This window comes from Sinorhizobium sp. KGO-5 (assembly GCF_036245905.1).
Classification (GTDB): Bacteria; Pseudomonadota; Alphaproteobacteria; order Rhizobiales; family Rhizobiaceae; genus Sinorhizobium; species Sinorhizobium meliloti_A.
In genome coordinates, this window is sequence record NZ_BDIZ01000001.1 from 1,618,988 (window position 1) to 1,640,495 (window position 21,508).

Sequence of the window (21,508 nt, forward strand, 5' to 3'; positions counted from 1 at the left end):
AGATGCCACATATTCGTCTTGCGACACGGGCCGAGCTCGACACGATCATCGACTGGGCCGCCAGGGAGGGATGGAATCCCGGTACTGACGACGGCAATGCTTTCTGGGCCGCCGATCCAGAAGGCTACTGGGTCGCGGTCGAGGAAGAGCGGCTTGCCGCTGCCATTTCGCTCGTGCGCTATGGCAGCGGTTACGCGTTTCTCGGCTTTTTCATCGCCGACGAGGCGTATCGGGGCAGGGGCATCGGCCTCGATCTCTGGAAGTGGGCGATTGCAAGGGCCGAGGGGCGGACCATCGGCCTCGACGGGGTCGTGGGCCAGCAGGGAAACTATCGGAAATCGGGTTTCGGCTGGGCGCACGCGAACATACGCTACGGCGGCGTGGTGAACGTGACCGAGCCGCCCGGCACCGAGCTTGTCGACGTGGCGCCGGTGCATTCGGCGACGCTGATCGATTATGACATGAGGTTCAATCCAACGCGGCGCGAGGCGTTTCTGCGCGAATGGACCAAGCAGTTGCAGACGCGCAGAAGCGTGGTCCTGCTGCGAGACGGCGCCATCACGGGGTACGGAACGATCCGCAAGTGCCGCGAAGGCTACAAGATCGGTCCGCTGCTCGCCGACAGCGAGACCGGTGCGGATCTCCTGTTTCGCAAGCTCGCAACCGGCACCGGCGGGGAACGGATCTATTTGGACGTTCCCGAGCCGAATGCGTCCGCCCGAGCACTTTGCACGCGCTACAACATGAAGCCGGTTTTCGAGACCGCCCGTATGTATCGCGGACCGGCACCGGATCTGCCGCTTGCACGGATTTACGGGATCACGACCTTCGAGCTCGGCTAGAGCGGGATGAGGAAAACTGTGCCATTTCCGCCGATGTCTTTAGGTCGACCCGACCTAAAGACATCGTGATCGAGAGCAGCCGGGCTGATTATCCCGCCATCGCTTCCTCGTATTCCGCCGACAGCTCCAGCCATTGCTCTTCCGCAGCAGCAAGTTTCTCGACGGCATCGGCGCGCTCCTTGGCGCGCTGAGCCGCTTTTGCCGGGGCCTTCTCGTAAAGCGCGGGATCTGCAAGCTCGGCATCAAGGGCCTGAATCACTTTCTCCAGTTTGGCCGTCAAGGACTCGATCTCATTGATCTTTTTCCTGAGCGGTGCCAGTGAGGCTCGCCTGTCCGCATTGGCCTTTCGCTGGTCTGCCTTGGAGAGCGCCTCATCCGATCCGTTCACCCTGGGCTTGTCGTCCCTGGGCTTCGGCCCGCCGACGATCAGCCCGCGATAGTCCTCGAGGTCGCCGTCGTAGTTCGTGACGGTTCCTTCGCGCACCAGCCACAGCCGGTCGGCCGTCGCTTCGATCAGGTGGCGATCATGCGAAATGAGGATGACCGCGCCGGAGAAGTCGTTGAGGGCGGCGATCAGTGCATTGCGGCTGTCGATGTCGAGATGGTTGGTGGGCTCGTCAAGGATAAGCAGACTTGGCGCCTCGAAGGCGGCAAGACCCATAAGAAGCCGCGCCTTTTCGCCACCGGAGAGATCCTTGGCCGCGGTGTCCATCTTCTCGGTTGCAAGTCCCATCTGCGCCACGCGGGAGCGCACCTTCGCTTCCGGTGCTTCCGGCATGCGGCGGCGGACGTGCTCCACGGCACTCTGCGTCGGCACGAGGTCGTCGAGCTGGTGCTGGGCGAAGAAGCCCACCTTCAGCCCCGGGGCGATCCGCACCTCGCCGCTTTGCGCGGGGAGGCGCCCGGCGATGAACTTCGCAAAGGTGGACTTGCCGTTGCCGTTGGACCCGAGAAGCGCGATCCGGTCGTCCGCATCGATGCGCAGATTGAGCCTCTTCAGGATAGGCTTGCCCGGTTCGTAGCCGACCGCGCCGCCCTGGATGGCGACGATGGGCGAGGCCACCTGCTTCTCCGGGTCCGGAAAGGTGAAGCCCTGGACATGGTCTTCGATCACGGCTGCAACGGTGCCCATCCGCTCCAATGCCTTGATGCGGCTCTGGGCCTGACGGGCCTTGGAAGCCTTGGCCTTGAAGCGATCGATGAAGCTCTGCAGATGCTTGCGGGCCGCCTCGTTCTTGGCTTTCGCCTTCATCTGCAGTTCGTCCGCTTCCGCCTTCTGCCGCTCGAACTGATCGTAGGAGCCGCGGTAGAAGGTGAGCTTCTTCTGATCGAGGTGAACGATCGCGTTCACCGCGGTGTTCAGGAGGTCGCGATCGTGGCTGATGATGATCACGGTGTGCGGATAACGGCGAATATAGTCCTCGAGCCACAGCGTTCCTTCGAGGTCGAGATAGTTGGTCGGCTCGTCGAGGAGCAGCAGATCGGGCTCGGAAAAAAGGACCGCGGCAAGCGCCACGCGCATGCGCCAGCCACCGGAAAAGGAGGAGGCGGGGCGTTTCTGCGCCTCGTGGTCGAAGCCGAGGCCGGCGAGAATGCTTGCCGCGCGCGCTTCCGCCGAGTGGGCGCCGATGTCGGCGAGCCGCGTCTGGATCTCGGCGATCCTGTGCGGGTCGATCGCCGTCTCCGACTCCGCGATGAGCGCGGTGCGTTCCCTGTCGGCGTTGAGCACGATTTCGATCAGAGGCTCTTCCGTCCCCGGCGCTTCCTGTGCGACCTGCCCGATCCGCGCGTTCTTCGGCAAGAAAACACCGCCGGCTTCCGCCGCAAGCTCGCCGGTGATGACCCGAAACAGTGTGGACTTGCCGGCGCCGTTGCGCCCGACGAGCCCGGCCTTCGTGCCCGCCGGAAGCGTCACGGAAGCGTTGTCGATAAGCAGACGGCCCGCAATGCGGGCGGAGAGGCCGGATATCTGGATCATCCGGGCCTTTTGCCCGGACTTTTTCGGGAAGGCAAGAGGCTCGCGCCACTGCACTCGCGATCGCTCGGATAAGGATGCCGAAGGCATTTTCAAGTAAGGATTGTTATGGATTCATGGACAACGTGTTCCGATAATCAATACTTCCCATCCTCATCATGAGGCCCCACATCTTCGGACGGAGAGCACGAGAATGCTCTTCTGACCCTTTGATCGGACCGGGCGCCATCGGCGAGGCCACCGCGTCCGGAATGGTGCCGATCAAGGCGGTCGCGACGAAACCTTCGTTCAAGCGAACGACCGATCAGGAGTGATGATCATGAGGAACGCAATCCATACTGCCCTCGCCGCCACCCTTGTTGCCACAGCCGTTCTCGGCGGTGCATCCGCAGCCTTTGCCGGCGGCAGCTATTATCAGGGTGTCAGCGACAAGCCGCTCTACACCGAACGCGCAGCGCGAGCCGGTGACCAGACGGCCGTTCGCCGTGCCGACGGCTCCCTCGACCGTACGTCCACCGGTTCCGTCGGCTATGCTCCGCAGCCGAAGGTCGTTTCCGGCGGTGAAGGCGAATATTACCAGGGCCTCAGCCGCTAAGGTCACAGCCGACGAGTCACGGAGCGGGCGCGGCCTCCCACGCGCCTCTGGCTTCGCCCGAACGAAAGGCCCGGTTCCCCCGAACCGGGTCTTTCGTGCTCCGGGGTGGCCTTTTCAAACGGCGCACTCCGCGCGCAAAACCGTTTCGCACAACGTCCTCTCTCCGCTTCGCCCTTTATACTTGACGATGGGAGTCAGCAATAATATGCCGCCTTGCTAAAATGGAGGTGGTCTTGGGCGGCTCAGGCGAAGTTTCGGTGTCTCCGTTCGGTGTTGCAAGTCTGGCTGCGCGGGGCGATCGGCCGGCGCTGCTTTTGCGCGGCGGGCGGATCGTGAGTTACCGCGAACTTGCCGAGCGCATCGACCGGCTCGCTTCTCGGTGGCGCGGCGATCGCGGCCTGGTCACAATCGAGGCCGATCTTTCCGAACACGCTATCGTTGCTTATCTCGCAGCACTCGAGGCGGGCCACGCGGTCGCCCTGTGCGGCACCGCTTCCATGGTCAAGGATCGCGACGTCTTCAAGCCGGAATATTGCTACCGCCGCTTCGGCGGTCGCTGGCGCATGGAGCGGCTGGCGGGAGATGCGATCACACCGCATCCCGAACTTGCCGTCCTGCTCTCGACGTCCGGCAGCACCGGGCAGGGAAAATGGGTGCGGCTGTCGCACATGAATATCCAGTCCAATGCGCGATCAATCGCGGAATATCTCGGATTGACGGAAGCGGACCGAGGCTGCCTCATCCTGCCGCTCCACTATTCCTACGGGCTTTCCGTCCTTAACGCCCACCTCGCCGTGGGCGCGAGCGTCTATATGCCGGGCTGTTCCATCCTCGACGAGGGCTTCCTCGATGAACTTGCGCAGAGCGGCAGCTCCAATTTTGCCGGAGTCCCCTATTCCTACGACCTCCTGGAAATGGCGGGATTCCGGGAGCGGGACTTTCCGGCGCTGCGCTTCATGACTGTGGCCGGCGGACGTTTGGCGCCGGAACTCGTTCGCCGCTACAATGAGCATCTCTCCGCGCGCAACGCGTGCCTTTTCGTGATGTACGGCCAGACAGAGGCAACCGCTCGCATGGCCTATATGCCGCCGGACCGCCTCCGGGGCAGGGAAGACCGGATCGGCATCGCCATCTCGGGCGGCAGCCTGACGATAAAGGACGACGGTGGAAGGATAATCTCCAGCGCCGATCAGCCCGGCGAGCTTGTCTATCGCGGGCCGAACGTGATGATGGGCTACGCGTCGTCACGCGCCGATCTCGCGCGGGGGGCCGAGTTGTCGGAATTGCGGACCGGCGATCTGGCCGTAAGAGATGCGGACGGGCTCTTCCGGATCGTCGGACGAACAAAGCGGATATCGAAGATTGCGGGCCTCCGAATAGGTCACGACAGTCTGGAGGCGGCCCTGGAGCGGCACGGCGTCGCCGCGGCCGTGGTCGGCAGCGACACCGAAATCCATGCCTACTATGTGGGAAACCGCGATCCGGATGAAGTTCGCCGCCTGCTCGTCGAGGCGAGCGGCTTGACCTTGATGCATTTAGGGGCTTCCCGCCTGGACAAGTTGCCGAGATTGACATCCGGCAAGATCGATTACCCGGCCCTTCGCAAGCGGCCGGCCGCGGCGACGTGCGGCAGTTCGGAAGAGGGGGACGTCGAGGCGCTTTTTGCCCAGCTCTTCTATCCGAAGAAGCTTCGACGGGAGGACAGTTTTCTGTCGCTTGGTGGCGATTCACTCCGTTTCGTCCAGCTTTCGATCGGCCTCGAGAGGAGGCTCGGAGAACTGCCGGAGGCCTGGGAAAAGCTCTCGATCGGCGAACTCGCCGCCCTCGGCAGCCGCGAGCGCAAGAGCCGCCGGATCGACGCGGATCTCCTGATCCGGGCGCTGGCGATCCTGCTGGTCGTGGTCCACCACGAGACGCTTTGGCCGATTCCGGGAGGATCGGCTGCCATGGTCATTCTCGCCGGCTTCGGTCTAGCGCGCTTCCAGAGCGGCGCACTGCTCTCCGGCGCGATAGACAAGCTGCTGCGGCCGCTCGTCCAGATTCTCGTCCCCTATTATCTGATCGTGGCGGGCTACACGCTCGCCTGGGGCCAGGTACCCTGGGCGTCGGTCTTTCTCGTCGGGAATTTCGGCTTTGCCGACCCCGGGCGCCACGGCATGGTGCCCTATCTTTACTGGTTCATCGAAGCCTATTGTCAGATGCTGCTGGTGTTTGGCGCTCTGTTTGCCGTTCCGGTCGTCCGGCACGCCGCGGCCAGGAGACCTCTTGCCGTGGGCATGGCGCTGTTCGCCGCGGGTTTCGCTGCGCGGATGGCGTTTCCGCTTCTCGTCGATATCGGCAACCGCCAGATATTCACCCTTCCATGGATCTTCTACATGGCTGTGCTCGGCTGGTGTGCGGCAATGGCCGAAACGTGGAAAGAACGCTCGATGGTAATGCTGGCAGGAACAGGCGTTTTCCTGTTCCTCGGGCTCTACGAGGGCGTCTGGATCGGGACGAAGGTCAAATATCTGCTGCAGATCGCCGTCCTGGCGGCGCTGCTCTTCCTGCCGCGCATTCGCATGCCGCAATGGGGTACGCGGCTGGTCCTGCCGCTTTCCGCAGCGGGCTTTCATATCTACATCCTGCACCGTTTCGTGCCGGAGTTGCTGTTGCTGCCGATCCGGCCTTTGCTCTCGCCGTTGGCGTTTGCCTTCTGCTCTGTCCTGGGGGGCATCGCGCTCGGCATTGCCGCCTGGCTGGGGCAGGGGCGACTTATCGCGTGGCTCGCCGGTGCCCGAGACAGGCGCATCTCGCTTGCCGCGGAGGGCGGCTCCGGCCTCGCGTCACTCGGCCCACTTCTTGCCCTCGGTCCGCAGGAAGAAAACCAGGTCCAGCGTCAGTGAGGGCTGCCTAAGCGCGGTCAAGATCGCATGCGCCTGGCCGCGATGATGGGTCTGATGGTTGAAGAAGTGAGCGAGCGTCCGTGCGAGCCGTTCCGTGACCTCGACCGGATTGGTGAGCGGAGAGTAGGTGAAGTGCCCTGCAAGGCGCGCCTCGTCGAGGCTGTCGACCCAGGCAATGATGCGGTCGTCCTCGGCCGCCCGCGCCGCCGTCAGTCCGGTGAAATCTTCGTGCAGAATGGCGTCAAGCCGCGACGGCGCCTCGCCCTCTTTCGTAAACCGCTTCATCCAGATCCGGTCCGCCGCGAGGATATGGTTCAGCGTCCCGTGCAGCGAGCCGAAGAAGGCTCCCTTGTCCTCGCGGTATTCCGAATCCGGTAGTTCCGAGACGGCAGCGTAGACACGCCGGTTCGCCCAGCGATTGTAGTCGGCAAACATCCGGTAATGGTCGAGCATCGGCAATCTCCTCGTGTGGTCGGCTCCTCGTGTGGTCGGCAACCTTCGCGAATCCGTATCAGGGTGTCGAATGCTACTGATGAAATTAAGTGATTTGATCCGCAAGCGGTGCTCCCCTTATGTGCCTCGGTAGCGAAATACAGGAGCCTGAATGACACGCAAACTCTATGCACTCTCCGGAACCGACAGGAGCCGCCCCTTTTCGCCGCATGTGTGGAAGACGAAGCTATCGCTCGCGCACAAGGGCCTAGCCTTCGACATCGCGCCCGTCGGCTTCACCGAGATTCCGAGGCTGGAGCAGGGGGCGACGAAGATCGTTCCCCTGCTGCGCGACGGGGAGAAACTCGTCAGCGACAGCTTCGATATCGCTCTCTATCTCGAAGAGGCCTATCCCGATCGTCCCCCGCTGTTTTCCGGCGAAGGCGGAAAGGCCATGGCTCGCTTTGTCGAGGGCTGGTCGCAAACGGTTTTGCATCCGGCGATCGGACGTATCGCGATCATGGACATCCATGACAGCCTCGACCCGATCGACCGGGCATATTTCCGGGCGAGCCGCGAGGAGCGCTTCGGAAGGCCGCTGGAGGCGGTTGCCGAGGCCGGGCGCGGAGACCTCGAAACCTTCTCGGCGAAGCTCGAACCGCTCCGCCACATGCTGAAGTTTCAGCCGTTCCTCGGCGGCGACGGGCCGCTCTTTGCCGATTATATCGTCTTCGGCGCGCTGCAATGGGCGCGTATCGCTTCGCCACGCCGCCTGCTTGCCGCAGGCGACGTCGTCACCGACTGGTTCGAGCGCTGCCTCGACCTTCACGACGGCTTGGGCCGCAGCGTGACAGCGGCGTGAAACTGCAGCGCGAGGGGGCGAATCATCGCCGCGCCCCCTTGTTTTGCGCGGAATTGGCGGCTAATGAACCGCCACTTCTCAAGAGCAAGGGAAATTGAGCCAATGGCGATTGAACGTACCTTTTCGATGATCAAGCCGGATGCGACGAAGCGCAACCTGACCGGCGCCATCACCAAGATGCTGGAGGATGCCGGCCTTCGCGTCGTCGCTTCGAAGCGCGTCTGGATGAGCCGTCGCGAAGCCGAAGGCTTCTATGCCGTCCACAAGGAGCGCCCGTTCTTCGGCGAACTCGTCGAATTCATGTCCTCCGGCCCGACCGTGGTTCAGGTTCTCGAAGGCGAAAACGCCATTGCCAAGAACCGTGAAGTCATGGGCGCTACCAACCCGGCTAACGCCGCCGAGGGCACGATCCGCAAGGTCCACGCTCTTTCGATCGGCGAAAATTCGGTTCACGGTTCCGATGCCCCGGAAACGGCTGCCGAGGAAATCGCCTACTGGTTCTCCGGCACCGAGATCGTCGGCTGATCTTTAAAGCAGGGACGTAATTTTCGAGCCGGGGCGGCGACGCTCCGGCTTTTTACGTCGGGCAAGTGGCGGTCTCGAAGCGCGCCGGCGCCTTGCCGTCCTTGAAGACCTCCGGGTTCTTGTCGTAGGCCGGACCTTCGACAAGGGGCTTCGCCGGCATCACGTCCTGATCGATGTCCGAAATGACAGTGGTCTCCAATCTCTGAAGCGATGTCCCGTCCGGCCCTTTGACCTCGATGGTCACGGCATAGGGTCTCTGCTTCTTCACGCAGGCGATGTCCGGACTTTCCAGCACCACCTTGTTCAGCTTCGGGAAAAGCCGCCGTTCAAGGGTCAGCGGATTGCCGCCGGCAGGGTTTTCGAAGGTTGCGACGACAGTGCTCCCATCCGGAACCGGCTCCGTCTTGTTGAGGGTGACCATATAGGTCGCATAGGCCAGCCGATAGTTGAACACGAACATCTTGCCGGTCAGTTCGAGCGGATCCCTGCCGCTTTCGCGTTGACAGCCGGCAGCGACCGCTGCGGCGAGCAGAGCGGATATCATGGCTTTCTTCATGGCTTCGGTTCCTCCCTGCTGCGGCGATAATGACGCCTGGCCTTCGTGCGGTTGCCGCAAACCGCCATGTCGCACCACGTCCGGCTTCGGTTGCGGCTGCGGTCGAGAAACAGCCACGCGCAGTTGGGACAGATTTTGAGGCGTTCCCTCTCCGGTCCGGCAATGAGACCAAGTGCCGAATGCGCCGTGGCCACATCGAGCGGCGTGCCTTTGCCCGTGTCCGCGGGTTGACGCAGGACGGTGGCGATCGCCTCGAGCAGATCGGCCAGGAGGTCCGGCCGATCCTCAGTCCGCACCAGCGCGCGGAAGTGGCGGTCGGTCGCCTCGCGCAACCCGATGAACGCATTTCGGCGCTCTGATTTAGCCGGGACGAGCGTGCCGAAACGGCTCCGTTCGGCGCCGTAGAGATTTGCGGCCTCGGCGAAGCTGTCGATCGCCGCCGGATCGTCGAAGCGATCGATCCGGCGCTCCGCGTCGAAGCGCAGGACCACGGAATTGGCGACGTCCAGTGCGAGTGCGCCGCCGGAGAATCGATGTGCGGTCCAGGTGAAGCTCATGCGAAAAGTCCTAACTGGTAAAAGCTATTTTACCAGTTATAGTACGCTTGTCATCACGCGGATGTGCCATGGCCTATTTCCTGCAGCAGATCGCCAATGCCGTGCCCGTGGCCGCGCTTTATGCGGCGCTCGCCTTCGGATACGCCATCGCCTTTGCCGTCACACGCCGGGCGGATCTGACCTATGGCGCACTCTTCGCCTTTGCAGGGCAAATCTTCGTGCTCTTCGCCGATGTCGGCTGGAGCCGGCTGTGGCTGGTACTGCCGGCTGCGCTCGCGCTGGGGGCGGCAGCGGCGCTCGCATTCGGGCTCGGCGCCGGCCTTGTTGCCGGCCGCTACGTCATGCGGCCCCTGGCTTTTTCCTCCGCCAACGCGGTGGTCGTCGCCTCGCTCGGAAGCCTGCTGGTGCTGATGGAAACAGCCCGGCTCGCCTCCGACACCAGAAGCCTCTGGCTGCCGCCCTTCCTGAACGACGTGGTGGTGTTCTGGCCCAATCCTGCCTTTCCGGTCGCGCTGACGGTCGTACAACTCGTCAATACCGCGCTCATGGTGGCCCTTGTCGGCGGCGGCCATTGGCTGTTGACCCGTTCCTATGCCGGCCGCTACTGGCGTGCCGTTTCCGAGGATCGCAAGGCCGCCGCGCTTTGCGGTATCGATCCCGGCGTGGTCTATGTCGCCGCCTACGGCGTGGCGTCGCTGATCGCTTCGTTCTGCGGGATTCTCGCTGCTTCCTATTACGGCAACATGGATTTCGGCACCGGCCTGACCTTCGGGGTCAAGGTTCTGTTCATCGCGGCCATCGGCGGGCAGGCTTCGCCGCTATTCGCGGCACTGGGCGCAGCCGGCATCGGCCTCATGGAGACCTTGTGGAGTGCCTATGGACCCATCCTCTGGCGGGACTTCGCCATATTCGGCTTTCTGGTGATCGTGCTCGCGATCACGCGCCGGGAAAAGATCATTCCATGAACCGCTAGGCGGTGTGAGATCCGCGACGCGTCCAGCGATCGCGTGCCGCGTCGTCCGCATCCTTCGCGCTGATCCAATCGCCTGCGCTGCCGTCGGTGTGATGTTCCTTCTTCCAGAAGGGGGCCGAGGTCTTCAGGAAATCCATGATGAAATTCGCGCCATCGAATGCCGCCTGCCGGTGCGGCGAGGCGGTTACCACCAGGACGATGTTCGTTCCCGGCTCCATGCGGCCGAAGCGATGGATGGCGGTTGCGGCCTGCAGGCCGAAGCGCTCGACCGCTTCCTCGCATATCCGTTCGATCTCCGCCTCCGCCATGCCGGGATAGTGCTCGAGCTCGAGGGCGCCGAGGGCTCCGGCCTCGTCCCGGCACAGCCCCGAAAACGTGACCACCGCACCGATGTCAGTCCGCCCACGGCAAAGCGCCGAGACTTCGGCGGCGATGTCGAAGTCGTCGCGCTGGACGCGCACGGTGACCGCGGCAGCCATGGTCTCAGCCGCCCGTCATCGGCGGGAAGAGGGCGATCTCGCGGGCGCCGGCGATCGGCTCGCCGTGCTCCACATGTTCCTGGTTGATCGCCGCGCGGATGACGTTCTCGTGCTCGAACACCGCGGCATACTCCTCGCCACGGGTCTTCAGATGGCCAAGCAGATCGGCGATCGTGACGACATCCTCCGGCAGGTCCAGTGTTTCTTCCGGCCTGCCGATGCGTTCGCGAACCCAGGAGAAATAGACGAGGTTTACCGTGCTCATTCGTTGACCACATGTTTCAGGCCGGCGCGGAAATAGTCGTAGCCGGTATAGAGTGTGATGGCCGCGGCGATCCACAGAAGCAGGATACCGGCTTCCGTCACATAGGGCACGATCTTGTCACCGGCCGGACCGGCGAGCAGGAACGCGATCGCCACCATCTGGATCGTCGTCTTCCATTTGGCAACCCGCGTCACCGGAACGCTGACCTTGAGAGCTGCAAGATATTCGCGCAGACCGGAAACCAGTATCTCGCGGCAGAGGATGATGATGGCAGCCCAGATCGACCAGCCGGCGATCGTCCCGTCGGCGGCCACGAGCAGCAGGATCGAGGCGACCAGCAGCTTGTCCGCGATCGGGTCGAGCATGCGGCCGATATTGGAGGTCTGCTTCCATATGCGGGCGAGATAGCCGTCGAAAAAGTCTGTGATCGAAGCCGCGACAAAGAGAATAAGCGCGGTCCAGCGCGCGAAGTCCGAGCTGTGAAGCCGGCCCTCGATGAAGAAGCAGAAGACGATCAGCGGCACGATCAGGATGCGGAAATAGGTCAGCAGATTCGGGATGCTATAGGCTATGGGCGTTGGCATGGATTCGGTTTCTCTGGACACGACAGTCCTCATTTCCCGCCATCTGGGGTCTCGGCGCGATCGATTCTAGTGGTCGAAGCGGGATGCGGGCGGAAACGCCGAATGCCTTTCCTCATCCCCTCCGGGTTCAGCTGTACAGAATGACTTTGCGACCATAAGGTCAACAGATCATTGCGTGACGCCTGTCATAATTGGCGGATTTCGCCTGAATGCAGGCTGAACCGCGCCGCGCCGTCATTTGGCGGCGTCTTCGTGGAAATGCTCGTAGACGATACGGGCGACCGTTTCGGAAATGCCGTTTACCGACATCAGGTCGTTGATGCCGGCGCGGGAGACTGCCTTGGCGGTTCCGAAATGGGTGAGGAGCGCGCGTTTGCGTGTCGGGCCGATTCCGGCGATCTCGTCGAGCGGATTCTTGACCATTTCCTTTTTCCGGCGAGCCCGATGCGAGCCGATCGCGAAGCGGTGCGCTTCGTCGCGCAGGCGCTGGATGAAATAGAGGACCGGGTCGCGCGGCGGCAGCGTAAAGCTTTCCCGGCCTTCGGCGAAGAAACGCTCGCGGCCGGCGTCGCGGTCGACGCCCTTGGCGACGCCGATCGCCGTCACGCTATCCTCTATGCCGAGTTCCTTGAGAATCGCACGAACCGCCGTCATCTGCCCTTGGCCGCCATCGATCAGGATGACGTCGGGCCACGCGGGGAAACCGGCATCCTCACCCGGCTCTGCGGACCGATCCGGCTTGCCCTCCTCTTTCAGGAGGCGGGAGAAGCGCCGCGTCATGACCTCGCGCATCATGCCGAAATCGTCGCCCGGCGTGATGTCGGTCGATTTGATGTTGAACTTTCGGTACTGGCCTTTGACGAAGCCCTCCGGGCCGGCGACCACCATGCCGCCCACCGCGTTGGTGCCCATGATGTGCGAGTTGTCGTAGATCTCGATGCGGCGCGGCACGTAAGGGAGTTGGAAGGTTGCGGCAAAGCCTTCGAGCAGGCGCCCCTGCGAAGCGGTTTCCGCGAGCTTGCGGCCATGCGCCTCGCGGGCGTTTGCGAGCGCATGCTCGACGAGATCCTTCTTCTCTCCGCGCTGCGGCACGAGGATCGAGACCTTGTAGCCGGATTTCTCGCTGAGCGCCTGTGCAAGCAGTTCCTGTTCCTCCACGGGGGCGCAGAGCAGGACCTGCCGCGGACAGGGCTTGTCGTCATAGAACTGTGCAAGAAACGCGCTGAGCACCTCGGCCGGCGGGATCGAAGGGTCGGCTTTCGGAAAATAGGCGCGATTGCCCCAGTTCTGCCCCGTCCGGAAGAAGAACACCTGGATGCAGGAGATGCCGCCTTCGTGATGAATGGCGAAGACGTCCGCTTCCTCGACGCCGGCCGGATTGATGCCCTGGTGGCTCTGGACGTGGCTCAGCGCGGCCAGCCGGTCGCGGTAAAGCGCGGCACGCTCGAAATCGAGGTTTTCCGAAGCCTCGGCCATGGCGGAGGCAATGGTCGCCTTCACCGCCTGGCTCTTGCCGGAGAGAAAGTCCTTGGCTTCGCTGACCAGTTCCGCGTAGTCCGCATCGCTGATCTCGTTCGTGCACGGCGCGGAACAACGCTTGATCTGGTAGAGCAGACAGGGGCGCGTGCGTGTTTCGAAGACACTGTCCGTGCAGGTTCTGAGAAGAAAGGCGCGTTGCAGCGAATTGATCGTGCGTCCGACTGCTCCGGCCGAGGCGAAGGGGCCGAAATAGTCGCCTTTGCGGCTGCGCGCGCCGCGATGCTTGTAGAGCGCCGGCGCACGCGTATCGCCGGTGACGACGATATAGGGGAAGGACTTGTCGTCGCGCAGAAGCACGTTGAAGCGGGGGCGCAGGCGCTTAATGAGGTTCGCTTCGAGCAGCAGCGCCTCGATCTCCGTCCGCGTCGTCACGAATTCCATATGTGCGGTCTCGCGAACCATGCGCGCGATGCGGTTCGAGTGGCCGCGCCCCTGCGCATAGTTGCTCACCCGCTTCTTCAGGCTGCGGGCCTTGCCGACATAGAGCACGTCGCCGGCCTCGTTGAGCATCCGGTAGACGCCGGGCCCGTTCGGCAGGCGCTTGACGAAGGCCTGGATGAGTTCGGCTCCCTTGAGGCCCGCCGCTTCCGGCAGGCTCTCCGCCCATCCTATTGCCGGCGCCGGCCGTTCGGGCTCGGTCACTTCGACCAGATCGTCTTCGTCGTCCGTCTCCGTGGCGTCGTAAAGGATGCCGCCATCGGTGGGCGTCTGCCCGTTCATTCCACTATCTCCCGAATATCCGGCGTCTCCCAGGCAAGGTGCTGGCCGCCGTCGAGTGCAATCATCTGTCCGGTAACCGACGGCGTGTCGAAAAGGAAGCGGATCGCACGTCCGAATTCATCGAGCGCCGGACCGCGCCTGAGGATCAGCGCCTCGACCTGGGCCTCGAAATCACGCGGATCCTGTCGCTCGTTCGGCAGCGTCGGCCCGGGTCCGATGCCGTTGACGCGAATGTCGGGGGCGAGCGCCTGGGCCATCGTCTGAGTTGCCGTCCACAGCGCCGACTTCGACAACATATAGGAATAAAAGCGCGGATTTGGAGACCAGACGCGCTGATCGATCACATTGACGATGAGACCGGAGACGTCGGCCGGCCGCTGCAGGGCAAAATCGCGGGCGAGCAGGGAGGGGGCTTTGACATGCAGCGCGAAGTGCCGCTCCCATACCGCTTCGTCGAACTCGGCGAGGCTGTCCTTGTTGAACACCGAGGCATTGTTGACGAGGAGATCCAGCGGACCGAGCAGGGCCGTTGCCTCCGCGATGAGCCTGGAGGCGGCGCCGACTTCGGTAAGATCGGCTCTGAGTGCGACCGCCCTCGCGCCGGTCTTTCCCAGCTTCTCGGCGAGCGCCTCCGCTTCTGCGAACGATCCGTTCGCGTGAATAGCGAGCGCGAAACCGTGCGCCGCCAGATCCTCGACTATTGCCCTGCCGATGCGTCGGGCGCCGCCGGTAACGAGCGCCGCCTTGAGTGTCCTTTTCAACGTTTCGTCCCGTTCTTCGAATCCTGATGCCGAGTGGCAGAAGATATAGACTGGAAACGCTCGCCGAAACTCTCGCCGGAGGATTCATTTCTGAAAAATTAACGCGGAAGCCGTAATTTGCATTAGTTTGTATTGCTATAGTATATCTTTCGTTAATCTTGAATCATGGTTAATAAAACTCCTGTGTCTGCGCTGCAACATCGCTTTTCAGTCGCGTTGCCGCCACTAAAATTTCACATTTTGGCTCTTGAGATTCCTCATTTCCTGATCAATTTCGGGTCAACCGGGCGGGTTAATTACAGATGTCCGGTGTTCCGCCGGGAAACACCTAAAACGGAACGCCGGTTCGAAAGGAGAATAGTATGCGTACGCTCACCACCACCCTCATGGCCTCGGCCATGGCCCTCGTTGCTTTCCAGGCCGCCCACGCCGCTGACGTGGTCGACGAAGTTCCGGCTGCTCCGGCTGCCGAATATACCGAACCGGCGGTGCGCAACTGGTCCGGCGCCTATGTCGGCGGCACCATCGACTGGCACCATGGCGAGGCCGATGCGACCGGCAACAATAAGTCGGTCGGTTTCGGTGGCGGTCTCTATGGCGGCTACAACGTTCAGGACGGCCAGATGGTTTATGGCGGTGAGGCCGACGTAAACTACACCGGCAACGATGCCCGTTCCAGCGGCCGCCGCGTCAAGCAGGGTGTCAACGGCTCGGTCCGCGGTCGCGTTGGTGTCGACCTGAACCCGGTTCTCGTATACGGCACGGCCGGTGTCGCACTCGGCAATGCCAAGCTTTCGACTCCGGCAGGCTCCGACGACAAGACTCTTGTCGGCTGGACCGCAGGTGTCGGCGCCGAAACCTTCGTCACCGACAACATCACCGCGCGTGCCGAATACCGCTACACGGATTACGGCTCCAAGGACTTCCGCGCCGGCGGTTCGACGATCTCGTCCGGCTACGACGAGCACAGCGTCAAACTCGGTATGGGCGTCAAGTTCTGATCCGTCCAACGCGATCGAAAAAAGGCCGGGCTAACCCCGGCCTTTTTTTGTTTTGAGCCGCATCCTGCGGCGCGCGCCACGAGTCTCCTTCACCCCGTTGCGGGAGAAGGTGGCCGGCAGGCCGGATGAGGGGCGATGCAAGCAAGAGCAAGCTTCGCGATGCTCAAGCCTTGAACTTCGAATAATACGGGAAGTGCTTCTCGAATTTGGCAGGCCAGTTCTTGAGCTTGGGCCGGCCCTTCTGCCATTCGCCGGCGAAGCGCAGTTCGATGTAGCGCAGCGTGGCAGCGAGTGCGAAATGACCGGCATTGAGCTTCCCTCCGGTCTTGGGCAGGTTTGCTTCGAGGTAGTCGAGGCCCCGCTCCACCTTTTCCCATTGCCGGTCGATCCAGGGCTGGTGCACCTTTTCAGGCGGATGGAAGCGTTTCTCGTAGACGATCGCGAGCAGGCTGTCGCAAATGCCGTCGCAAAGTGCCTCGAAGATCTCGATCCGGGTACGCTTCTCGTGATTCTTCGGATAGAGCTTGCCCACGGTTTCGCGATCGATGAAATGCATGATCGCGCGGCTGTCGTAGATTGCCAGGCCGTCGTCAGTGATCAGCGTCGGAATCTTTCCGAGCGGATTGTTGTCGATCAGCTGCGGCGGATTGGCATTGGTTTCCGTGAGAACGCTTTCCGCCGCGATTCCGGCATGATGAGCCGCCATGCGGACCTTGTTCGAATAGGGGGAGGCGGGCGAGTAGAGTATCTTCATGCGATGTCTTTCCATCATGGTGCTGGAGGCAACGAGACGGTGTCTCGTCTGCAGGCCTGTCGGTCGACTTGAGGGCAAGCCCTGAATTTCAGTTCCTTGTCGAAGCAGATCCTGATTTCTTCGAGTAACCTTCCTTCGCAGGTAACAGCGATCGAGTCGCTCGTCATCCCGGAATTTTTCTTCTCGAAGGCCGCTTCGATCGCCTGGACGGAGAGGTTCTGCGCGCCGTCCGCAGCCGTCAATTCCGAAGGAATGGCGAGCCCCTCATGCGCGGCCCGCGTGACCGCGAAATAATCCCTCTGGCTGAGGCCGGAACAGGTGCCGTGCTTGCGCCACTGGTGGCCGATAAGGCCCATCGAGGGGATGAGATCGAAATATTGCCGTCCGAGTGATTCGGGCACGCGATCCGAGTGCCGCGTCCGGCAATATTCCGGATAGCTGCCTTCGTTCTGCGGCCAGAGCCCGTGTACGATCAGGCCATGCCCGCGGCCGGTTTCGCACTGGTCGGACTTGCCTTTCGGGTCGTTGGCGTCGCACCAGGTCGGCGACCAGGAGAGGGAAAGCACATAGAAGTCGAAACCCGTGCCGACGGGCACAGGCGCCATTGACGCACGTTTCGCCAAATCATCCGAGGCGTTCGGGGCAGTCTGGCTGCCTTCTTCACCGCTACAGCCGACAAGCGTGCCAAGGACGACGATTGTCGGCAGCAGCCTGAAACGCGTCGCATTCGATCGAGTTCGTGAGATGCGCTTCAGCTTTTCGTACCGATGCATGTCGTTGTCCCAAAACCGCTGCGCACTTTTGGGCGACATGCGTTAGGTGCTGCGATCACCGAAGCGAAGCGCAGTTGGCGCCGTAGACATACCATGGGTCGAGACCCCCGACGCAGAACTCGATATTGGACCCGACGCCGGCAAAGCCCCATGGCCGTTCGATCAGATACCACATCGGGCGCCGAACGCCGTCCGTGGTCACCGCGGTCGCGTAGCAATATTCGCGTTCCACCAGATGGGTGTAATCGCGCGGTTCGAAGCGGCTCTGACCCATTTCGCGGATCTCGGCGATGGCGATGTTGGCGCGCAGATAGTTCGCCGCCTTGTAGTCGAAGCGCCGGGTGATGAAGCCCAGGACGGAGGGGTTGCCGCAAACGCCGACGTCGTAGGTGTGCCGGGCGACGGGAACTTCCGCAAAGTCTGCGGCGACCGCGCTGCTGGTCACGCCGGCAACGAGGGAAAGCGAGGTGAGAAGCATTGCGGCAAGCTTGCAAGTCATGGCTACCTCCCTGAGTCGTCGTAAGAGATTGAAGCCACAGAACCTTATCCGTCAAGGCCCTCGATCGAGCGGCGCCTCGCCGCGCAGCCAGAAGCAACGCCCCGAAGCGAAACGATCCTGGGCGAATTGTGTCTTCAGATAGGGTAGGAGAATGTCGAGTTCACCTTTCAGCGTGAAGGGCGGGTTGACGATGACGAGGCCGGAACCCGCGAGTCCCGTGGTAACGCGATCGCTGCGCACCGACAGTTCGGCGCAAAGCATTTTCGGGATTTCCAAAGCCTTGAGCGACTCGTGAAAATCCCTGATCGGCGCGCCCTTCTTCAGCGGATACCAGAGACAGTAGATGCCGCCGGTGAAGCGGCGGTATGCCTTGGCCAGCCCCTCCACCAGCCGCTCATATTCGCCTTCGGCTTCGAAGGGAGGATCGACGAGAACGAGCGCGCGCTTTTCCTTCGGCGGCAGATGTGCGCCCAGCGCCAGCCAGCCGTCGAGCCGGGTGATGCGGCTCTGGAAATCACCTTCGAAGAGCCGGTGCAGCGCCTCGTGATCCTCCGGATGAAGTTCCATGGCCGACAGCCGGTCCTGCGGGCGAAACAACATGCGAGCGAGCTTCGGCGATCCCGGATAATGCATGAGGCCGCCCTCGGGATTGAGGTCGCGAACGGCGGAAAGATACGGTTCGAGAATGGCGGCGACCGGGGCGGGAAGCTCGGCCTCGATCAGCCTTCCGATGCCCTCGCGCCATTCGCCGGTCTTCTGCGCTTCCTCGCTCGAAAGGTCGTAAACGCCGATCCCCGCATGGGTGTCCAGCACGCGGAAGGCCTTGTCCTTCTGCTTCAGGTAGGTGACGAGCCGTGCCAGCACCGCGTGCTTCAGGACATCGGCGAAGTTGCCCGCATGGTAGATGTGCCGGTAGTTCATAAGCGTTGCCGATGGCCGCGATCAATTGTTTCGATGAATGGCGAATGGGGCTTTGAGCGTCCCTGGCCATGCCATATAGAAAAGCCATGAACGTTGCGACCCCTATCAGACAAGAAAAAACCATCGGCCATTCGGTCTGTCCGCACGACTGTCCCTCGGCTTGCGCTCTGGAGGTCGACCTCACCGCCGAGGGCCGGATCGGCCGCGTACGCGGCGCGGCGGAAAACACCTATACGGCGGGGGTGATCTGCGCCAAGGTCGCCCGCTATGCAGAGCGCATCTATCATCCTGGCCGGCTGATGGTGCCGCAACGCCGGCTCGGTGCGAAGGGCGAGGGGCGTTGGCAGGAGATTTCCTGGGAGACGGCCCTGGACGAGATCGCCAACCAGTTCGTCAAAGCCGAGCAGAGACACGGCTCGGAGGCGGTTTGGCCCTATTTCTATGCCGGCACGATGGGGCAGGTGCAGCGCGACTCCATCGAGCGGCTGCGCCACGCCAAGCGCTATTCCGGCTTCTTCGGGTCCATCTGCACCAACATGGCCTGGACCGGCTACACCATGGCGACCGGTACCCTGCGCGGACCGGACCCAAGAGAGATGGCCAAGTCCGATTGCGTCGTGATCTGGGGCACCAATGCGGTTGCGACGCAGGTCAACGTCATGACCCACGCGGTCAAGGCGCGAAAGGAGCGCGGCGCCAAGATCGTCGTCATCGACGTCTACGACAATCCGACGATCAAGCAGGCCGATATGGGACTGGTCCTGAAGCCGGGCACCGACGCGGCGCTCGCCTGCGCCGTCATGCACGTCGCCTTCCGCGACGGTCATGCGGACCGCGCCTATATGGCTGAATTCGCCGACGATCCCGCGGGGCTCGAAGCGCATCTGAAGACGCGCGGACCGGAATGGGCTTCCGCGATCACCGGGCTTTCGGTGGAGGAGATCGAAGCTTTCGCGAGACTCGTCGGGACGACGCCGCGGACCTATTTCCGTCTCGGCTACGGCTTCACCCGCCAGCGCAACGGTTCCGTCGCGATCCATGCCGCAGCCTCCGTTGCCACGGTGCTCGGCTCCTGGAAGCACGAGGGCGGCGGTGCCTTCCATTCGAACAACGACATTTTCCGGCTGGACAAGCGCGAGCTCGTCGGCAGCGCCCTTCACGATCCGGATGTGCGCATGCTCGACCAGTCGCAGATCGGCCGCGTGCTGACCGGAGACGCCGAGGCGCTTCGCCATCGCGGTCCTGTGACGGCATTGCTCATCCAGAACACCAATCCGGTCAATGTCGCGCCGGAGCAGCGGCTGGTGAAGCGCGGCTTTCTGCGCGACGACGTCTTCGTCGCCGTGCACGAGCAATTCATGACGGACACCGCGCAACTCGCGGACATCGTCCTGCCGGCCACCATGTTCCTCGAGCACGACGACCTTTATCGCGGTGGCGGCCACCAGCATGTTCTGCTCGGGCCGAAAGTCGTCGAGCCGCCCCCGACCGTGCGAACCAATCTTTTCGTCATCGAAGAGCTGGCAAAGCGTCTCGGCGTGACAGCCTGTCCCGGCTTCGGCCTGACGGAACGTCAGCATATCGATCGATTGCTCGCCAATTACGGCATCGGCTACGACGAGATGAAGGAGCGGAAATGGCTCGATTGCCAGCCGGCTTTCGAGGAGGCGCATTTCCTCAACGGTTTCGCGCATCCGGACGGCAGGTTCCGCTTCAAGGCGGATTGGACCGGTACGCCCGCGCCGAACCGGCCACCGGAGGCGATGGGGGCTCAGGGGCCGCACGGTGAACTGCCCGAGTTCCCAGATCACGTGGACCTCATCGAGGTGGCCGACGAGCGGCATCCGTTCCGGCTGGCGACGTCGCCGGCGCGGTCCTTCCTCAATTCCACCTTTGCCGAAACCCCGTCCTCGATCCAGAAGGAAGGCCGGCCGCAAGTCATGATCCATGCGGAGGATGCGGCCGAACTCGGTATCGCCGAGGGCGACGTCGTCAGGCTTGGCAACGGGCGTGGTGAAATTCGCCTGCACGCGAAGATCGGAGGGGGTGCCCGTCGCGGCGTCGTCATCGCCGAAGGGCTTTGGCCCAATGGCGCCCACTTGGACGGGGAGGGGATCAACGTCTTGACCGGTGCCGATGCCGTGGCGCCCTATGGCGGCGCTGCATTCCACGACAATCGGGTCTGGATGCGGCGGACCTGACCGCCGCTCTCCAGATCACGATAATTTTATGGACCCCCTCATCTGCGGGGCGGGAAGAGTTCTTTCAGCCCCAGGACTTGGTCCGGCTGGATCCCTGTGACGAGCACAGGCGATCGAACAAGCGGCGGCGGGTAGCCCGAATCTCAACAGGCCTTCAAGGATTTCTTATGATCAAAAACGCAGACCCGCGCTTCCGGATCATCGATCGCAAGACGGTCTGGGATGGTTTCATCAATCTCGAGCAGATCACGATCGAGCAGGAAATGTCCGACGGCAGCACCGCGCGCCTCGTGCGTGAAGTCCACGACCACGGTCGCGCCGCAACGATCCTCCTCTTCGATCCGGAGCGGCAGGTGGTGGTTCTCGTCCGCCAGCTGCGCCTGCCGGTTTTCCTGCAGGGGGAAAAGGGATATCTCCTCGAAGCGCCGGCGGGCCTCCTCGACGGCGAAACCCCGGAAGTCGCCATTTGCCGCGAGGCGATGGAGGAAACCGGCTACCGCATCGAGACGGCTATGCATCTCTTCGATGCCTATATGAGCCCCGGCTCCATTACGGAGCGCACGAGCTTCTTCCTCGGTCTCATCGATATATCGAAGAAGGTCGCGGCGGGCGGCGGGCTTGCGCATGAAGGCGAGGACATCGAGGTGTTGGAAATTTCCTTCGACGAAGCCGTCGCGGGGATTGGCACCGGCGAGATCTGCGACGCGAAAACCATCATGCTTCTGCAGTGGGCTATGCTCAACCGTGCCTCTCTGGCCAAGTAATCGCCTGATACTCTGCAATATTCTACATTACCGATATTTCACTGT

General features: G+C 62.6%; 22 protein-coding genes. 9 read left to right on the forward strand and 13 right to left on the reverse strand.

The window, feature by feature from the left end; genetic code table 11:
- Positions 1 to 2: 2 nt before the first annotated feature.
- A complete protein-coding gene (locus tag BHD07_RS07670) occupies positions 3 to 842 on the forward strand; it encodes a GNAT family N-acetyltransferase (RefSeq protein ID WP_018094676.1) in 840 nt (279 codons plus the stop codon).
- 88 nt (positions 843 to 930) lie between these two features.
- Here the strand turns inward: BHD07_RS07670 and BHD07_RS07675 are convergent, their stop codons facing one another.
- Complete coding sequence (locus BHD07_RS07675) at positions 931 to 2,820, reverse strand: ABC-F family ATP-binding cassette domain-containing protein (RefSeq protein ID WP_338278857.1); 1,890 nt, start codon at positions 2,818 to 2,820, stop codon at positions 931 to 933.
- Positions 2,821 to 3,130: 310 nt separating this feature from the next.
- On the opposite strand from BHD07_RS07675, the gene BHD07_RS07680 reads away from it, so the two are divergent.
- The gene (locus tag BHD07_RS07680) at positions 3,131 to 3,412 is read left to right on the forward strand and encodes a hypothetical protein (RefSeq protein ID WP_003531620.1); all 282 of its coding nucleotides are present in this window, start codon (positions 3,131 to 3,133) and stop codon (positions 3,410 to 3,412) included.
- A gap of 233 nt (positions 3,413 to 3,645) precedes the next feature.
- Complete coding sequence (locus tag BHD07_RS07685; protein WP_338278860.1) at positions 3,646 to 6,297, forward strand: AMP-binding protein; 2,652 nt, start codon at positions 3,646 to 3,648, stop codon at positions 6,295 to 6,297.
- Here BHD07_RS07685 and BHD07_RS07690 read toward each other — a convergent pair.
- Entirely contained in the window at positions 6,238 to 6,750 is a 513-nt protein-coding gene (locus BHD07_RS07690) for a DinB family protein (RefSeq protein ID WP_338278861.1), read from the reverse strand. The genes BHD07_RS07685 and BHD07_RS07690 overlap by 60 nt on opposite strands.
- Before the next feature lie 151 nt (positions 6,751 to 6,901).
- Here BHD07_RS07690 and BHD07_RS07695 point away from each other — a divergent pair, with 151 nt between their 5' ends.
- Both BHD07_RS07695 and ndk read left to right on the forward strand, forming a co-directional pair.
- Positions 6,902 to 7,591 carry a glutathione S-transferase family protein gene (locus BHD07_RS07695; protein ID WP_338278863.1) on the forward strand — a complete coding sequence of 230 codons (690 nt, stop codon included), beginning with the start codon at positions 6,902 to 6,904 and terminating at the stop codon, positions 7,589 to 7,591.
- A 102-nt stretch (positions 7,592 to 7,693) separates the two neighbouring features.
- Positions 7,694 to 8,116 (forward strand): nucleoside-diphosphate kinase, encoded by a 423-nt coding sequence (gene ndk, locus BHD07_RS07700; RefSeq protein WP_003531616.1) that lies wholly within the window; start codon positions 7,694 to 7,696, stop codon positions 8,114 to 8,116.
- Between the two features lie 52 nt (positions 8,117 to 8,168).
- Here ndk and BHD07_RS07705 read toward each other — a convergent pair whose 3' ends face one another.
- Complete coding sequence (locus BHD07_RS07705; RefSeq protein ID WP_338278866.1) at positions 8,169 to 8,672, reverse strand: hypothetical protein; 504 nt, start codon at positions 8,670 to 8,672, stop codon at positions 8,169 to 8,171.
- The gene (locus tag BHD07_RS07710) at positions 8,669 to 9,229 is read right to left on the reverse strand and encodes a CGNR zinc finger domain-containing protein (protein ID WP_275596506.1); all 561 of its coding nucleotides are present in this window, start codon (positions 9,227 to 9,229) and stop codon (positions 8,669 to 8,671) included. The genes BHD07_RS07705 and BHD07_RS07710 overlap by 4 nt, the downstream gene beginning before the upstream one ends.
- Before the next feature lie 68 nt (positions 9,230 to 9,297).
- Between BHD07_RS07710 and BHD07_RS07715 the strand changes: the two genes are divergently transcribed.
- Positions 9,298 to 10,194 (forward strand): branched-chain amino acid ABC transporter permease, encoded by an 897-nt coding sequence (locus BHD07_RS07715; protein WP_338278869.1) that lies wholly within the window; start codon positions 9,298 to 9,300, stop codon positions 10,192 to 10,194.
- Positions 10,195 to 10,198: 4 nt separating this feature from the next.
- Here BHD07_RS07715 and BHD07_RS07720 read toward each other — a convergent pair whose 3' ends face one another.
- The 5 genes from BHD07_RS07720 to BHD07_RS07740 all read right to left on the reverse strand — a co-directional run bounded on the left by BHD07_RS07720 (position 10,199) and on the right by BHD07_RS07740 (position 14,550).
- Entirely contained in the window at positions 10,199 to 10,681 is a 483-nt protein-coding gene (locus tag BHD07_RS07720; protein ID WP_338278870.1) for a molybdenum cofactor biosynthesis protein MoaE, read from the reverse strand.
- Positions 10,682 to 10,685: 4 nt separating this feature from the next.
- Entirely contained in the window at positions 10,686 to 10,946 is a 261-nt protein-coding gene (gene moaD, locus BHD07_RS07725) for a molybdopterin converting factor subunit 1 (RefSeq protein ID WP_338278872.1), read from the reverse strand.
- Positions 10,943 to 11,530, reverse strand: coding sequence for a CDP-diacylglycerol--glycerol-3-phosphate 3-phosphatidyltransferase (pgsA, locus tag BHD07_RS07730; protein WP_003531610.1), 588 nt, complete (start codon positions 11,528 to 11,530; stop codon positions 10,943 to 10,945). The genes moaD and pgsA overlap by 4 nt, the downstream gene beginning before the upstream one ends.
- A gap of 234 nt (positions 11,531 to 11,764) precedes the next feature.
- Complete coding sequence (uvrC, locus tag BHD07_RS07735) at positions 11,765 to 13,789, reverse strand: excinuclease ABC subunit UvrC (protein WP_100672128.1); 2,025 nt, start codon at positions 13,787 to 13,789, stop codon at positions 11,765 to 11,767.
- Complete coding sequence (locus tag BHD07_RS07740) at positions 13,786 to 14,550, reverse strand: SDR family oxidoreductase (RefSeq protein WP_338278874.1); 765 nt, start codon at positions 14,548 to 14,550, stop codon at positions 13,786 to 13,788. The genes uvrC and BHD07_RS07740 overlap by 4 nt, the downstream gene beginning before the upstream one ends.
- A 362-nt stretch (positions 14,551 to 14,912) precedes the next feature.
- Here BHD07_RS07740 and BHD07_RS07745 point away from each other — a divergent pair, with 362 nt between their 5' ends.
- Positions 14,913 to 15,551, forward strand: coding sequence for an outer membrane protein (locus BHD07_RS07745; protein WP_018094689.1), 639 nt, complete (start codon positions 14,913 to 14,915; stop codon positions 15,549 to 15,551).
- A 163-nt stretch (positions 15,552 to 15,714) separates the two neighbouring features.
- Here the strand turns inward: BHD07_RS07745 and BHD07_RS07750 are convergent, their stop codons facing one another.
- The 4 genes from BHD07_RS07750 to BHD07_RS07765 are packed head-to-tail and all read right to left on the reverse strand — an operon-like array spanning position 15,715 to position 18,498.
- A complete protein-coding gene (locus tag BHD07_RS07750; protein ID WP_338278877.1) occupies positions 15,715 to 16,305 on the reverse strand; it encodes a glutathione S-transferase in 591 nt (196 codons plus the stop codon).
- 14 nt (positions 16,306 to 16,319) lie between these two features.
- Positions 16,320 to 17,078: a ribonuclease T2 family protein gene (locus BHD07_RS07755; protein ID WP_445190475.1), complete on the reverse strand. Its 759-nt coding sequence runs from the start codon at positions 17,076 to 17,078 to the stop codon at positions 16,320 to 16,322.
- Positions 17,079 to 17,133: 55 nt separating this feature from the next.
- A complete protein-coding gene (locus tag BHD07_RS07760) occupies positions 17,134 to 17,577 on the reverse strand; it encodes a hypothetical protein (RefSeq protein WP_100672131.1) in 444 nt (147 codons plus the stop codon).
- A gap of 51 nt (positions 17,578 to 17,628) precedes the next feature.
- Positions 17,629 to 18,498 carry a 23S rRNA (adenine(2030)-N(6))-methyltransferase RlmJ gene (locus tag BHD07_RS07765; protein WP_100672132.1) on the reverse strand — a complete coding sequence of 290 codons (870 nt, stop codon included), beginning with the start codon at positions 18,496 to 18,498 and terminating at the stop codon, positions 17,629 to 17,631.
- A gap of 68 nt (positions 18,499 to 18,566) precedes the next feature.
- On the opposite strand from BHD07_RS07765, the gene BHD07_RS07770 reads away from it, so the two are divergent.
- Positions 18,567 to 20,699 (forward strand): molybdopterin-containing oxidoreductase family protein, encoded by a 2,133-nt coding sequence (locus tag BHD07_RS07770; protein WP_100672133.1) that lies wholly within the window; start codon positions 18,567 to 18,569, stop codon positions 20,697 to 20,699.
- Between the two features lie 167 nt (positions 20,700 to 20,866).
- The gene (locus tag BHD07_RS07775; protein ID WP_100672134.1) at positions 20,867 to 21,463 is read left to right on the forward strand and encodes an NUDIX domain-containing protein; all 597 of its coding nucleotides are present in this window, start codon (positions 20,867 to 20,869) and stop codon (positions 21,461 to 21,463) included.
- Positions 21,464 to 21,508: the final 45 nt, after the last annotated feature.

Bases quoted from the DNA above. Each gene is read 5' to 3' on its own strand.
- BHD07_RS07670 (WP_018094676.1), top strand. From the start codon at position 3: ATGCCACATATTCGTCTTGCGACACGGGCCGAGCTCGACACGATCATC.
- BHD07_RS07675 (WP_338278857.1), bottom strand. From the start codon at position 2,820: ATGATCCAGATATCCGGCCTCTCCGCCCGCATTGCGGGCCGTCTGCTT.
- BHD07_RS07680 (WP_003531620.1), top strand. From the start codon at position 3,131: ATGATCATGAGGAACGCAATCCATACTGCCCTCGCCGCCACCCTTGTT.
- BHD07_RS07690 (WP_338278861.1), bottom strand. From the start codon at position 6,750: ATGCTCGACCATTACCGGATGTTTGCCGACTACAATCGCTGGGCGAAC.
- BHD07_RS07695 (WP_338278863.1), top strand. From the start codon at position 6,902: ATGACACGCAAACTCTATGCACTCTCCGGAACCGACAGGAGCCGCCCC.
- ndk (WP_003531616.1), top strand. From the start codon at position 7,694: ATGGCGATTGAACGTACCTTTTCGATGATCAAGCCGGATGCGACGAAG.
- BHD07_RS07705 (WP_338278866.1), bottom strand. From the start codon at position 8,672: ATGAAGAAAGCCATGATATCCGCTCTGCTCGCCGCAGCGGTCGCTGCC.
- BHD07_RS07710 (WP_275596506.1), bottom strand. From the start codon at position 9,229: ATGAGCTTCACCTGGACCGCACATCGATTCTCCGGCGGCGCACTCGCA.
- BHD07_RS07715 (WP_338278869.1), top strand. From the start codon at position 9,298: ATGGCCTATTTCCTGCAGCAGATCGCCAATGCCGTGCCCGTGGCCGCG.
- BHD07_RS07720 (WP_338278870.1), bottom strand. From the start codon at position 10,681: ATGGCTGCCGCGGTCACCGTGCGCGTCCAGCGCGACGACTTCGACATC.
- moaD (WP_338278872.1), bottom strand. From the start codon at position 10,946: ATGAGCACGGTAAACCTCGTCTATTTCTCCTGGGTTCGCGAACGCATC.
- pgsA (WP_003531610.1), bottom strand. From the start codon at position 11,530: ATGCCAACGCCCATAGCCTATAGCATCCCGAATCTGCTGACCTATTTC.
- uvrC (WP_100672128.1), bottom strand. From the start codon at position 13,789: ATGAACGGGCAGACGCCCACCGATGGCGGCATCCTTTACGACGCCACG.
- BHD07_RS07745 (WP_018094689.1), top strand. From the start codon at position 14,913: ATGCGTACGCTCACCACCACCCTCATGGCCTCGGCCATGGCCCTCGTT.
- BHD07_RS07750 (WP_338278877.1), bottom strand. From the start codon at position 16,305: ATGAAGATACTCTACTCGCCCGCCTCCCCCTATTCGAACAAGGTCCGC.
- BHD07_RS07755 (WP_445190475.1), bottom strand. From the start codon at position 17,078: ATGCATCGGTACGAAAAGCTGAAGCGCATCTCACGAACTCGATCGAAT.
- BHD07_RS07760 (WP_100672131.1), bottom strand. From the start codon at position 17,577: ATGACTTGCAAGCTTGCCGCAATGCTTCTCACCTCGCTTTCCCTCGTT.
- BHD07_RS07765 (WP_100672132.1), bottom strand. From the start codon at position 18,498: ATGAACTACCGGCACATCTACCATGCGGGCAACTTCGCCGATGTCCTG.
- BHD07_RS07770 (WP_100672133.1), top strand. From the start codon at position 18,567: ATGCCATATAGAAAAGCCATGAACGTTGCGACCCCTATCAGACAAGAA.
- BHD07_RS07775 (WP_100672134.1), top strand. From the start codon at position 20,867: ATGATCAAAAACGCAGACCCGCGCTTCCGGATCATCGATCGCAAGACG.